This is a genomic window from Streptomyces roseirectus, from assembly GCF_014489635.1.
Classification (GTDB): domain Bacteria; phylum Actinomycetota; class Actinomycetes; order Streptomycetales; family Streptomycetaceae; genus Streptomyces; species Streptomyces roseirectus.
The window spans coordinates 3,604,745-3,617,842 of the sequence record NZ_CP060828.1 but is presented as its reverse complement, the minus strand read 5'-3'; the positions used below and the strand labels follow the sequence as shown (position 1 = coordinate 3,617,842).

The window sequence follows — 13,098 nt, the reverse complement described above, 5'->3', positions numbered from 1 at the left end:
ACGGTGGCCGGCCCGGCGCCGTCGCGCGTTACTTCTTCACCGACTTCTTGAGTGCCCTCGCCCGGCGGACCACTCTGCGGGCCGTCGAGTTGCGGGGGATGAAGGCGAGGCGGGCCGGGATGCCGCCGGGCAGGCCGAGGGCGGTGAGGCGCCTGCGGCGGAAGTAGCGCTGGGTGCGCGGGGTGAGCCTGGTGCTGAGGTAGCGCTCGGCGGTGGCGCGCAGGTGGGGGTAGATCTGGGCCTGCATGACGAAGCCCATCGTCTCGATCAGGTCGTCGAGCGGGACGGGCGTGTCCTTGCCGTCCAGGTCGGGCAGCAGGGCGTCCGCGAGGATCACCGGCACCCGGTTGCTGTTCTGGAACGGGGTCAGCCGGTCGAGGACGAGCTGGGTGCCGGTGCGGGCGACGGGGATGCCGTAGAACTCCTTCGCCGTGAAGAGGGCGGTGGAGAAGCAGCCGACCACGAGCGCCGGCTCGGCCGTCGCGAACAGCACCTCGGCGAGGACGGGGGTGTCCAGCACCAGCAGCTCCGCGCCGAGTTTCGCCGCCTCGGCCTCAAGTGCCTTGCTGTAGCGGGCCGGTGCGGTGGGGTGCGGTTTGAAGACGACCGAGGTGTGGCCCTGTTTCACCGCCCCGCGCAGCATCCGCAGGTGCAGGTTCTCCTCCTCGTCGACGGTGAGGATGTCGAGCGCGGAGAGGTACTGCCCCAGCAGCAGCGCGGAGTTGGCCGGAATCCGGGGCAACTCTTCGTCGGTGTCGTCGATTTCCCCCAGCACCTTGAGGAAGGCGTCCGTCGGCAGGGTCTGCGCGGGAACACCGAACTCGGTGAGCAGCAGCGGGAGCTGACCGGGGATCAGGTCGAGGTGCAGGACGCGGCGGACGCGGGTGCCGATCAGCGGGTCGATCTTGTTGCGGGTCGGGCCGTAGGTCATCAGGCCGTCCGCGTAGACGTCGACCGGGGCGCCGGTGAAGCAGGAGGCGATCGCCTGGGCCGGGTTGACCTGGATGGACTCCAGGACGATCTCGATCCGGTCGTCGCCGAGGTCCCACAGCAGGCGCAGGTACCGCTCGAAGAGGACGGTGTCGTCGGCGCGCGGCGCCCAGGTGCTCGGGTGGAAGGGGCTGATGGCGTCGTTCCACGACAGCACGCCGTCGAAGCGGCCCCGCAGCGGGGCGAAGCCCGGCATCTCGTCGAGGGGCGTGGTGACTTCGGGGGCGTTCGCGTTGTTGCAGACCAGCAGCAGCCTGCGGTCGGCGGCCGGGAAGACGTCCGCGTCGAGGCCCGCGGCGATGGTCGCGACGCCGTACAGCGTGGAGGCGACGTAGAGCTGGGTCGTGCGGGGCATCAGGCGGCCGCCTTCGCTGTCGTGACCTTGCGGCGCAGTCGCCGCAGGGTGGCGGCGCGCTGGATGTCCATGGTGTCGAGCACGTCCTTCAGGAGGTCCTGGGGCAGCCGCCGGACGGCCGCGGCGCTGCGGATCCGGAGCTGCTTGGCGACCGCGGGCTCGAACTTCTCGATCTCCGACAGGTGGTGGGCGATGATCGCGCAGTACGTGCGGACGGCCTTCGGCAGCAGCCGGTCGGCGTCGCGGTCGCGCGAGGTCTCCTCGATCACCTGGTCGAAGGCGCGGATGAAGTCGAGCTGGCGCACATCGCCGATCTGGGTGAGGGAGTTGGCGACTCCCCGGCGGTAGAAGATGCCGTGCAGGTCGGCCACGGCGAACGACTCGGCCTCGCGGTGCAGCTTCCAGATCCAGGGCCGGTCCTCGGCGGTGCGCAGACCGTCCGTGAAGTGCAGCAGGCCCCGGTCGACGAGCCTGCGGTGGTAGATGCCGGCCCACGCGTACGGGTAGTCCACCGAGGACGAGCGGTCGGCGGGCAGGATCGAGTCACGGGGGTCCAGGACCTCGTTCCGGCGGCCCTGGGGGTGGCGGAAGATCGAACGCGCGCGGCCCGTCGTCTGCACATGATCGACTCGGACGAAATCGCAGCCCAGCTTTTCGATCACGTCCACCAATTCGGACAAAAAGCCGCGAGCGTACCAATCGTCGCCATCGAGGAAAGTCAGGTATTCCCCGCGCGCCACATTCAGGCCATTATTGCGAGCGGTGGCCAGCCCTCCGTTTTTTTCGGGGCGCACGACCTGTACTTCGGAGATCTTGGAAATAGATTCCGCCGCGCGTTCCAGAACGGCCGCGGTGTCGTCCTTCGACTTGTCGTCCACCAGGACGAACTCGAAGTCCTCGCGCGCGTTCTCCTGGAGGCTTCTGAGGGTGTCCAGGACGAGATGCTGCACGTTGTAACAGGGAACGATCACGGAGAGCTTGGGCACTTGCGTGAGCGTAGGAGGTGTCCCGGCGGGAAAAGTGTCAGACATCTTGCCGGGCGGTGAACTCGGTGCGTCGGAAGCGTGCATCCTGTCTGCTTTCCGTGAGGCAGCGGGCGAGTTAGTCACTTGGTGGGGTTCTGTTCACTTTTTGTTGAGTCTTGGTTCTTGTGGGACTAGATTTTGCTTTACTAGTCTCCCGTGTTGTGTCACCACGTACTTCTACGCCTCTCAGGATCGCCGTCCTAGCGGACTCCGACACTCGCTGGAAATGGGGAGCCCGCACCGCGCGGCGCATCACCCCCGACAGCGGCCCGGAACCCATTCTGGACGGCTACCTGCTGCGCGGACGCGCCACCCCCACCGCCCGGCAACTCGCCGAGGTGGGCATCAGCGCGGACTCGCTGACCGAGGTGACCGCCGTCGAGTTCCTGCGCGCGATGGGCCGCGAGCGCTACGACCTGCTCGTCCTGTCGCTCGTCGGCGGCGGCGTCCAGGCCATGCTGCACGGCCTGAAGCACGTCTGGGGGGACGGGCCCCGGCCCGTCGTCGTCACCGGCTACGTCGGCGTCGTCTACGAGAAGCTGGCCGACGGCCTCCTCCTGCGGCACGGCGCGGACCTCGTCCTCGCCAACTCCCGCCAGGACGCGGAGCGTTTCACCGCCGTGTACGAGGGGGTCGGCGCCGACGCCTCCGCCGTGACCGAGGTCGCGCTGCCGTTCCTCGGCGGGGCGCCCTACACCGGTGAACACCAGCCGTACACCGTGGTGTTCGCCGCGCAGCCCTCCGTGCCGGAGAGCCGCAAGGACCGGACGTACCTGCTGGACCGGCTCGTTCAGCACGCACGCCTGCACCCGGAGCGCGAGGTGCTGCTCAAGCTGCGCTCCAAGCCGGGTGAACACACCACCCACATCGAGGAGTTGCCCTACCAGAAGCTCGCCCAGAACAAGGACCTCCCGGCCAACTTCCAGCTGGTGTACGGGAACATGGGCGACGTCCTCGACCGCACCGACCTCCTGGTCACCATCAGCTCCACGGCCGCGCTCGAATCGCTCCACCGCCGGATCCCCACCGTCGTCCTCACCGACCTCGGCATCCGCGAATCCCTCGGCAACCACCACTTCGTCGGCTCCGGCTGCCTCGCGTCCTGGGAACAACTCGACGCGGGACACCGGCCGGTGGCGGACGAGGAGTGGGTGTCCCGGCAGGGGGTCGCGGCCGACGGGGGCTACGAGCACGCCTTCGACGCCGCCCGCGCGCGCATCGCGAAACTCCTCGACCGCTCCCAACTCCCGCCGCTCCAGCCGTACTACACGCAGGCCACGGCCCCCGGCTACCTCCCCGGCATCCTCGCCCGCCACCACCTCGCCCCCGACGGCTCCCCGCTCCCCGGCGCACCGTCCGCCGACAAGACCCCGGGACCCGTGCGCCAGATCGTCCGGCGCGCGGCACGCGGGGCCTACCGGCACGGGGTGCAGCGGGTGGCGCCGGTCATCCGGCGGATGGGGGAGCTATGAACGGGGGTACCGGGGAAGGGAGTTGTCCGGACACGGGGGCACTCTCCGGCACGGGTGGGGCCGCTGTGAGCGGTGAGCCCGCAGCGACCGGCTCCTCCGGAAAGTTCCAAGAACTCGTACAAGGAGTACACCCCATGTCCAACTCGCAAGCGGCTGAGGCTGGTTCAGTTCGCCGCGTGCTTGCCGTGATTCCCGCGCGGGGCGGCTCCAAGGGAGTGCCCGCCAAGAACCTCGCGCCGGTCGGGGGTGTGCCGCTGGTGGCGCGGGCCGTGCGGGAGTGCCTGTCCGCCCGCCTCGTCACGAACGTCGTCGTCTCCACCGACGACCACGGCATCGCCGCCGCCGCCCGGGAGGCGGGCGCCGAGGTCGTCCTGCGGCCCGCCGTCATCGCCGGGGACACCGCGACCTCCGAGGCCGCCGTCCTGCACGCGATGGACGCCCACGAGGCGGCGCACGGGGCCCCCGTCGACGTCGTCCTGCTCGTCCAGTGCACCAGCCCGTTCCTCGTCCGCGAGGACGTGGAGGGGGTCGCCGCCGCCGTCGTCGAGAAGGGCGCCGACACCGCCGTCACCGTCGCCGCCTTCCACGGGTTCGTGTGGCGGGAGGAGACCGAGGGCGGGCAGGGCGTCAACCACGACAAGGCGTACCGGCCCCGGCGCCAGGACCGGCCGCAGGACTTCCTGGAGACCGGCGCCGCGTACGCGATGGACGCGGCCGGGTTCCGCACCCACAACCACCGCTTCTTCGGCCGCACCGAACTCGTCCGCACCGACCCCGCACGGGTGTTGGAGATCGACGACCCCCATGACCTCGCCCGCGCACGGGCGTTGGCGCCCCTGTTCGACTCCGAGCGGGCCGGCGGACTGCCCACCGGCGCCGAAGTCGACGCCGTCGTCCTCGACTTCGACGGGACGCAGACCGACGACCGGGTCATGATCGACCAGGACGGGCGGGAGTTCGTCTCCGTGCACCGGGGCGACGGACTCGGCGTCGCCGCCCTGCGCCGCAGCGGCAAGAAGCTGCTGATCCTGTCCACCGAACAGAACCCGATCGTCGCCGCTCGGGCCCGCAAACTCCAGATCCCCGTCCTGCACGGCATCGACCGCAAGGACCTCGCGCTCAAGCAGTGGTGCGAGGAACAGGGCATCTCGCCCGAGCGCGTCCTGTACGCCGGCAACGACGTCAACGACCTTCCCTGTTTCGCCCTCGTCGGCTGGCCGGTGGCTGTCGCCAGCGCCCACGACGTCGTCCGGGGCGCGGCCCGTGCGGTCACCGCCAACGCCGGTGGTGACGGAGCGATCCGCGAGATCGCCGGCTGGCTCCTCGGACCCTCGCTCGACACCCTCACCCAGTAAGGAAACTCTCCGCGATGAGCACCAACTCCCGTATCCGCAGCTTCGGTTCGCGCGAGGCCGGCCCCGGCCGCCCCGTCTACATCTGCGGCGAGATCGGCATCAACCACAACGGCGACCTCGACAACGCGTTCAAGCTGATCGACGTGGCCGCCGAAGCCGGCTGCGACGCCGTCAAGTTCCAGAAGCGCACGCCCGAGATCTGCACGCCGCGCGACCAGTGGGACATCGAGCGGGACACCCCCTGGGGCCGCATGACCTACATCGACTACCGCCACCGCGTGGAGTTCGGCGAGGACGAGTACCGCAAGATCGACGAGCACTGCAAGGAGCGTGGGATCGACTGGTTCGCCTCCCCGTGGGACACCGAGGCCGTCGCCTTCCTGGAGAAGTTCGACGTCCCCGCCCACAAGGTCGCCTCCGCGTCCCTCACGGACGACGAGCTGCTGCGCGCCCTGCGCGCCACCGGCCGCACCGTCATCCTCTCCACCGGCATGTCCACCCCGAAGCAGATCCGGCACGCCGTCGAGGTCCTGGGCTCGGACAACATCCTTCTCTGCCACGCCACTTCGACCTACCCGGCGAAGGCGGAGGAGCTGAACCTGCGCGTCATCAACACCCTGGAGCGGGAGTACCCGAACGTCCCGATCGGCTACTCCGGCCACGAGACGGGCCTGCAGACCACGCTGGCCGCCGTCGCCCTCGGCGCGACCTTCGTCGAGCGCCACATCACCCTCGACCGCGCGATGTGGGGCTCCGACCAGGCCGCCTCCGTCGAGCCGCAGGGCCTCGCGCGCCTCGTCCGCGACATCCGCACCATCGAGGCGTCCCTCGGTGACGGCGTCAAGAAGGTCTACGACTCCGAGCTCGGCCCGATGAAGAAGCTGCGCCGCGTCGCCGGCGTCGTCGCCGAGGCCGAGATCGCGGACGCCGCGGGCGAACCGCTCACCGTCTGACCCACCACCGTGACCCGCTACGCCTTACGACGGGATGGCCGTACGAGGATGACCCCGCACGCCGACACACCCACGACGCTCGCGTTCGTCGAGAGCCCGGTGCAGCTGCTCAACGTCCTGGAGTGGGCGCATGCTCAGGGAATCGGTTCGACTCCGCCGCCCGGCGGCGGAGTTGGTGCGGGGTCGGCGGACGGGCTCGTGCTCGTCGTGCTGGCTCCCATCGACCCCATGACCCGGGGTCAACTGCGGCGGATGTCCGAACTCGCGCGCGAGGAAGGGCATGTCGTGCGCTGGGAGGAGGCGCGGGGCGGAACCGCCGCGCCGTTCCGGACAGTTGGCGGGCTCTCGCGGCTGCTGCGGCAGGCGGAGCGGGTCGTGATGGGGGATCCGTTCTCCCGGTACGTACAACTGCTGTTGACGATCACCAGGGCGGGTGAACTGGTGGTCGTCGACGACGGCACGGCGACGATGGAGTTCGTCGGCCAACTCGCGCGCGGGGAACGGCTGGTGCGCTGGCACCGCAAGGGCGGCCGGCCCGGACCGCGCGACCTCGTCTTCGCGCCGGTCTCCTCCGCCGCCCGGCGCCGGCTGACCCCGACGGGGAGCCGGCGCGTCGAGGTGTTCTCGGCGATGCCCATCGAGGACGCGCCGAAGGACGTCCACGTCGTGGCGAACACCTTCGCCTGGACCCGGGAGCGGTTCGGGCCGCCGACCGTCACCAAGGGCGCCGACATGGTCGGAACGTCCCTCGTGGAGACGGGAGTCGTCGACGCGGAGCGCTACCTCGAAGCCGTCCGGCAGCTCGCGCGGACGCACGGGGTCGCCCGCTACTTCGCCCACCGGCGGGAGGCCACCGACAAGCTCCACCGGCTCCAGTCCGAGACCGGCCTCGAAATCGTCCGCCCCGAACTGCCCCTCGAACTCATCGCGCGCCGGGGGCCCATCGGCAGCACGGTCCTCAGCTTCCCCTCGACCGTCGTCCACACCCTGCCGCTCGCGCTCGCCGGCACCGGCGTCCGCGTCACCGTCTGCGACATCGACCCCGCGTGGCTGACGGCCGGTGCCTCGCCGCGCGCCCAGGGGTTCCTCTCGGGGGTGACGGGGACGGCACGCGATGTGCACCGGCTGGCGAACTCGCTTGACCTGAAGGTTAGTTGAGGTCCTACGTTCCTGTGGTGCCGGTGCGGAAGGCGCCGGCGAACGCCGGGCACAGACCCGGGAACAGGATGGGGAGCCTCATGTCCAACAGTCCGCTCAAGGTGGGCGTCATCGTCGGCAGTGTCCGTACCGGGCGGTTCGCCGGTACCGTCGCCGACTGGTTCGTCGGGCAGGCGCGGCTCAGGGAGGACATGGAGATCGAGGTCGTCGATCTCTGTGAACCGGCGCTCGTCGCCGAGCTGAAGCTCAGCCTCGACGCCGGTGAACGGCCCGAAGGGGAACCGGGGTTCGCCGCGCGGATCGGGGCGCAGGACGCGTACGTCGTCATCACGCCCGAGTACAACCACGGGTACCCCGCCTCCCTCAAGCTCGCCATCGACTACGTTTTTGGCGAGTGGCGGGCCAAGCCGGTGTCGTTCGTCTCCTACGGCGGCATCGCCGGCGGGCACCGCGCCGTCGAACAACTCCGCCAGGTCTTCGCCGAGTTGCACGCCGTCACGCTCCGCGACACCGTCAGCTTCCACAACGCGTGGCAGCAGTTCGACGAGGCCGGGGCGCTCCTCGACCCCGAGCCCGCCGAGAAGGCGGCCACCGTCCTCCTCGACCAACTCGCCTGGTGGGGCGCGACCTTGAGGGACGGACGCGGCGCGCGCCCCTACGCGGCCTGATCACGTCGCCGCGGTGTGCGCGTGACGGCCGGCGACGTAGGGTCGAACGGTCGGTTCGGCAGGAGGACGTGATGGGCGAGGCAGCGGACGGGCCTGTTGTGGAGTCCGAGGACGTCGTGTCCATCGTCATGGCGGCCTCCCGCCTCGTGATGGGCATCTCCGCGCGGGCTCTCACCTCCGTCGACGACTCCCTGACCCTGCCCCAACTCCGCACACTGGTCGCGCTGGAGGGGTGCGGACCCGTCAAACTCGCCCTCCTCGCCGAGGTGTTGGGCGTGAACTCCTCCACCGCCCTCCGCTCCGTCATGCGCCTCGAACAGACGGGCCTCGTCGACCGCCGCGCCAGCGAGGTCAGCCGCCGCGAAGTCGTCCTCCGACTCACCCCGCGCGGCGAGGAGTTGGTCCGCCAGGTGCTCGCCCACCGGCGCCGCGAGGTGGAGCGACTGGTGGAGGGCGTCCCGCCGGAGGCACGGGCCGGGTTGGTCAACGGCCTGCGGGCGCTGCTGGAGCACGCGGGCGACCGGTCGATCGTGATTCCGGGGGTGCCGGAGGAGTTCCGGGAAGCGGCGGGCTGAGACGAGGCGTCCACCGGCCCCTGTCGGGCCTCCTCAGCCCTTTCTGGCCAGCAGGATCGCCCGTGGGCGGTTCGCGCCCTCCGGGGGCTCCAGCACGCAGTGGGCCTCGACGTGCAGGCCCGCCTCGGTGAGGAGGGTGGTGACGTGGGTGGGGTCGTGCCAGTGGTAGTCGAGGGTGATGTCGTGGCCGTAGCGTTCGGTGATGCGGAGGCGGGTGGTGGTGTCGGTCTGGAAGCAGAGGAACAGGTAGCCGCCGGGGGCGAGGACGCGGGCGAACTCCTTGCAGAGGGAGGGGAGTTCGGCGTCCGGGATGTGGATGACCGAGAACAGGGAGAAGATGCCGCCCAGGGTCTCGTCGGGGAGGTCGAGGGCGGTCATCGAGCCTACGTGGAAGCGGAGCTGGGGGTGTGTCTGGCGGGCCAGGGCGACCATTCTGGGGGAGAGGTCGACGCCGAAGACCTGGAGGCCGAGGCTGTGCAGGTAGGCCGTCACGTGGCCGGGGCCGCTGCCCAGGTCCGCGACCGGCTCGGTGCCCCTCGACTTCACCAACTCCGCGAAGGCTTCCACGAGTTTGAGGTCCACGACGCGTCCGCCGAGGCCGTTCGGGAGCTGCCGCGTGTACTCCTCGGCGATCTTGTCGTAGGAGTCCCGGGTGTTCTGTATGAAGTCCGCGTCCGTCACGGGGGGACCCTATCCGCCTGACCCGACGGCCACTTTCCCAAAGAAGTTTTCCAAAAACTCTTTTGCGAAGTCGCCGGGCGTGGTTACCGTCCCCCCATGGACAGTGACGAACGCCAGCGCGTCCTCGACCCCGCCCGCGACGCCGCCGCCCTCAAGGCCCTCACCCACCCCTTCCGCATCCAACTCCTCGGCCTGCTCCGCCAGTTCGGCCCCGCCACCGCCAGCGAACTCGCCGCCCGCACGGGGGAGTCCTCGGCGTCCGCCAGCTACCACCTGCGCGTGCTCGCCAAGTACGCGTTCATCGAGGAGGCCGAGCACCGCGACGGGCGTGAGCGGAGGTGGAAGTCCGTGCACAGGGTGACCAGTTGGGACAACGCGGCGATGGAGGGGGACGCGGCCGGACGGGAGTTCGTGGGGCTCGCGCGACGCCGCCAGGTCGAGTACCTGACCGACTCCGTGAGCCGGTACGAGAACGACGCCGCCCTCGGCCTGCTGGGGGAGGAGTGGCGCGGGGTCTCCGGAATCTCGGACCTGCTGCCCCGGCTGACCCCCGAATCCCTCGGCGAACTCCTGGAGTTCGTCGACGACAAGGTGGAAGAGCTGGAGCGCCGCGACGCCGACGACCCCCGCGCCCGCCAAGTCGCCCTGATCATCGCGGGGTTGCCGAGGGCCGACGCGTGAGCGACACCGTCAGACGCCATTACGTCACCAACACCGCCCTGTTCTGGTTACCCATCGGCCTGGCCGTCGCCCCACAGGTCCTCCTCCTCACCGAACGCGGCCTCACCCCCGCCGCCATCGCCGGCCTCGTCGCCGTCCACTCCCTCACCGCCGCCGGCCTCGAACTCCCCACCGGGGGCCTCTCCGACGTCCTCGGCCGCCGGGTGATCCTCGCCGCAGCGGGCATCCTGATGTGCGCCGGGTTCCTGCTGCTCGGCCTGGCCACCGCCCCGGTCGCGGCGGGCGTGGCCATGGGCCTCAAGGGCGCCGCCCGCGCCCTCTCCAGCGGCCCCGCCGAAGCCTGGTACGTCGACTCCGTCCGCGCCCGCCAAGGCCCCGACGCCGACCTCCGCACCGGCCTCGCGCACGGCGCCACCGCGTCGTCCGTCGCGCTGGCCGTCGGCACGGTCGTCGGCGGCGTCCTGCCCTGGGCCCTCGACGGGCACGGCGACGGCCTGAAGGAGGCGACCGGTGGGGCCGTGATCCCGCTCTCCCTCCCCATGCTGCTCGCCGCGCTCCTCGCGCTCGCCTTCACCGCCCACTCCCTCCTCGCTCTGCGCGAGCCGCCCCGTCCGAGGACGACCCTCGGGGCCGTCCTGCGCGGAGTCCCCGGCACGGTCGCCGACGGCGTCCGGCTCGCGGGCCGTGACGCGGTCGTCCGCCGGGTCCTGCTCACCTCGGCGGCGGCCGGTACCGCGCTCGCGGTGATCGAACTGCTCACGCCGGGACGGGTCGCCGCGCTGACCGGTGCAGCGGAGTCCGGCGCGGTCGGGTACGCCGGGCTCGCGACCGCCGGGTTCCTCGCCTCGGCGTGCGGGAGCCGGCTCGCGCCGGTGCTGTGGGGCGGGCGGCGGGCGGTACTGCTCGGGACGGGGGTCGCGGCGGGGGCGCTGGTACTGCTCGGGGCCGGTCCGAACGCCGTAGCTCTCGCGGGGTACGGGTTGTTCTACGTCGCTCTGGGTGTGGCCAACCCGAATCTCAATGAGTTGCTGCATCGCCGGGTGCCGGACGACCGGCGGGCGACCGCGCTGTCCCTGGAGTCACTGGCGCTTCAACTCGCCGGTGCGGTCAGCGGGTTGGTGGCGGGGGCGGTCGCCGGGGGCGGGGTGCTGCCGTGGCTGCTGCCGTTCGGGTCCGTGCTGGTCATGGCGCTGCTGTGGGCGCGGTCGCTACGCGAAGTGACCGTACGGGAACCGGTTTCAGCAGGTGGACAAGGCCAGCGCGGCAGTGGTCCGGCGTGATAAGGGTGGAGGTCCGGGTAACCCCGGACGGGTTTGCGGAACGCCCCTTGCGGTACCCCTCGCACGAGCGGGCGAGTTTACCCATCCGCCCTGCCAGCCATGCGCCGCGCGGCCACTTTTCTTCGCCTGACGGGCTGAAGTTTTCTGGATCGCGGGTCAGTTGACCACCCCGGCGTCCTACCCTTCAGAGGGTGAAGCAACTGATGTCCCGAGAGTCCGAGGCCGACCCCGCCGGGGAACCGCAGCTCCCCGGTGTTCTTCCGGAGGCCCTGTTCGCCGAGCTCGTCGCCTTCCGCCGCGACGTCCACATGCACCCCGAACTCGGCAACCAGGAGTTCCGCACGACGGCCGCGATCAAGGCCCGCCTGGAGAAGGCGGGCCTGAAACCGCGCGTCCTGTCGGGGGGGACCGGACTCGTGTGTGACATCGGCGTCGAGGAGGACGGCTCAGGCGGCAGAGCGGAGGCGGTGGCCGCGAGCACGAAGAGGGCACCCGGCACCCCGGCCGCCCCCCTCACCGAGCCCGGCACGCGGACTCCCGCCACCGCCACTGCGGTCGCCCCCGGCGCGAGGGCTTCCCTGAACGCCGCTCCGCCGGCCCCCGGCGTGAAGGCCCCCGCGACCCCGGCCGCCGGTTCGCCCGCCCCTGGCGTGAAGGCCCCCGCCGCCCCGGCCCCCGGCTTGACCGCCCCCGGCGCAAAGGCCCTCGCCACCGCCCCCGGCGTAGAAAACCCCGGCATGTTCGCCCTCCGCGCCGACATCGACGCCCTCCCCATCCCCGACACCAAAGCCACCTGCGCCTACAGATCCACGGTCCCCGACCGAGCCCACGCCTGCGGCCACGACGTCCACACGACGGTCGTCCTCGGCGCCGGCCTCGTCCTCGCGGAACTGCACCGGCAGGGCCGCCTCCCCCGCCCCGTGCGCCTGATCTTCCAGCCGGCGGAGGAGATCCTGCCCGGCGGCGCGGCGGACGCGATCGAGGACGGTGTGCTGGAGGGCGTCGGCAGGATCATCGCCGTGCACTGCGACCCGAGGGTCGACGCGGGGAAGATCGGACTGCGGGCCGGCGCCATCACCTCGGCCTGCGACCGGCTGGAGATCGCCCTGGACGGCCCCGGCGGCCACACCGCCCGCCCGCACCTGACCACCGACCTCGTCACGGCCGCCGCCCGGGTCGTCACGGACGTCCCGGCCCTGGTCGGCCGCCGCGTCGACACCCGCGCGGGCCTCGCCGTCACCTGGGGCCGGATCGAGTGCGGCCACGCCCCGAACGTGATCCCGCAGCACGCGGAGCTCTCGGGCACCGTCCGCTGTCTGGACATCGAGGCGTGGCGGCAGGCCCCGGACATCGTCGTCGCCGCGATCGACGAGATCGCCAACCTGCACCGCGCCAAGTCGGAGATCAACTACGTGCGCGGCGTCCCCCCGGTCGTCAACGACCCCGAGGTCACCGGCCTGTTGAGGGACGCGATGACCGCGCGGCGCGGGGCGGACTCCGTCGAGTCGACCGAACAGAGCCTGGGCGGCGAGGACTTCTCCTGGTACCTGGAGCAGGTCCCCGGCGCGATGGCCCGCCTCGGCGTGCGCACCCCCGGCGAGCGGACCGTGCGCGACCTGCACCAGGGGAACTTCGACGCGGACGAGCACGCCATCACCGTCGGCGTCGAGCTGTTCACCGCCGCCGCGCTGCTGGACGCGGCGACGCGGACGGCATAACCGCTTCCCAGCGACAGACAGCGATGGAGCGAAGGGGCGCGCCGGAATTCCGGAAAGCGCCCCTTTGTCGTGCCGTGTCACCTTCGCGTAACCCGGCGCGAGCAGTCGTAACGCGCCCTCGGCACGAATCGATAACGGCGGGGAGAAACCCCGTTCCCCTCCCCTTCTACGCGCGTTACTGTCCGCT

12 protein-coding genes are annotated in these 13,098 nt (G+C 71.2%); 9 read left to right on the top strand and 3 right to left on the bottom strand.

What is annotated here, in order from left to right:
* Positions 1-28: 28 nt before the first annotated feature.
* Positions 29-1,345, bottom strand: a complete 1,317-nt coding sequence (locus IAG44_RS14965) for an alpha-2,8-polysialyltransferase family protein (RefSeq protein WP_187747619.1) — start codon at positions 1,343-1,345, stop codon at positions 29-31.
* Positions 1,345-2,331 (bottom strand): glycosyltransferase family 2 protein, encoded by a 987-nt coding sequence (locus IAG44_RS14960; RefSeq protein ID WP_187747618.1) that lies wholly within the window; start codon positions 2,329-2,331, stop codon positions 1,345-1,347. The genes IAG44_RS14965 and IAG44_RS14960 overlap by 1 nt, the downstream gene beginning before the upstream one ends.
* Before the next feature lie 200 nt (positions 2,332-2,531).
* Here IAG44_RS14960 and IAG44_RS14955 point away from each other — a divergent pair, with 200 nt between their 5' ends.
* The 6 genes from IAG44_RS14955 to IAG44_RS14930 all read left to right on the top strand — a co-directional run bounded on the left by IAG44_RS14955 (position 2,532) and on the right by IAG44_RS14930 (position 8,551).
* Positions 2,532-3,842 carry a DUF6716 putative glycosyltransferase gene (locus IAG44_RS14955; protein WP_187747617.1) on the top strand — a complete coding sequence of 437 codons (1,311 nt, stop codon included), beginning with the start codon at positions 2,532-2,534 and terminating at the stop codon, positions 3,840-3,842.
* A gap of 134 nt (positions 3,843-3,976) precedes the next feature.
* A complete protein-coding gene (locus IAG44_RS14950; protein ID WP_187747616.1) occupies positions 3,977-5,197 on the top strand; it encodes an acylneuraminate cytidylyltransferase in 1,221 nt (406 codons plus the stop codon).
* Between the two features lie 14 nt (positions 5,198-5,211).
* Complete coding sequence (locus IAG44_RS14945; RefSeq protein WP_187747615.1) at positions 5,212-6,150, top strand: N-acetylneuraminate synthase family protein; 939 nt, start codon at positions 5,212-5,214, stop codon at positions 6,148-6,150.
* 48 nt (positions 6,151-6,198) lie between these two features.
* Positions 6,199-7,308: a hypothetical protein gene (locus IAG44_RS14940; RefSeq protein ID WP_187747614.1), complete on the top strand. Its 1,110-nt coding sequence runs from the start codon at positions 6,199-6,201 to the stop codon at positions 7,306-7,308.
* 80 nt (positions 7,309-7,388) lie between these two features.
* Entirely contained in the window at positions 7,389-7,976 is a 588-nt protein-coding gene (locus tag IAG44_RS14935; RefSeq protein ID WP_187747613.1) for an NADPH-dependent FMN reductase, read from the top strand.
* 71 nt (positions 7,977-8,047) lie between these two features.
* Positions 8,048-8,551 (top strand): MarR family winged helix-turn-helix transcriptional regulator, encoded by a 504-nt coding sequence (locus tag IAG44_RS14930; RefSeq protein WP_246561727.1) that lies wholly within the window; start codon positions 8,048-8,050, stop codon positions 8,549-8,551.
* A gap of 33 nt (positions 8,552-8,584) precedes the next feature.
* Here the strand turns inward: IAG44_RS14930 and IAG44_RS14925 are convergent, their stop codons facing one another.
* Positions 8,585-9,232 carry a class I SAM-dependent DNA methyltransferase gene (locus tag IAG44_RS14925; protein ID WP_187747612.1) on the bottom strand — a complete coding sequence of 216 codons (648 nt, stop codon included), beginning with the start codon at positions 9,230-9,232 and terminating at the stop codon, positions 8,585-8,587.
* Between the two features lie 96 nt (positions 9,233-9,328).
* Here IAG44_RS14925 and IAG44_RS14920 point away from each other — a divergent pair, with 96 nt between their 5' ends.
* From IAG44_RS14920 to IAG44_RS14910, 3 genes are all read left to right on the top strand, one after another.
* Positions 9,329-9,913 carry a helix-turn-helix domain-containing protein gene (locus tag IAG44_RS14920; protein ID WP_187747611.1) on the top strand — a complete coding sequence of 195 codons (585 nt, stop codon included), beginning with the start codon at positions 9,329-9,331 and terminating at the stop codon, positions 9,911-9,913.
* Positions 9,910-11,193: an MFS transporter gene (locus tag IAG44_RS14915; RefSeq protein ID WP_187747610.1), complete on the top strand. Its 1,284-nt coding sequence runs from the start codon at positions 9,910-9,912 to the stop codon at positions 11,191-11,193. Before IAG44_RS14920 ends, IAG44_RS14915 begins: the two co-directional genes overlap by 4 nt.
* A 203-nt stretch (positions 11,194-11,396) precedes the next feature.
* Positions 11,397-12,911 carry an amidohydrolase gene (locus tag IAG44_RS14910; protein WP_246563999.1) on the top strand — a complete coding sequence of 505 codons (1,515 nt, stop codon included), beginning with the start codon at positions 11,397-11,399 and terminating at the stop codon, positions 12,909-12,911.
* Positions 12,912-13,098: the final 187 nt, after the last annotated feature.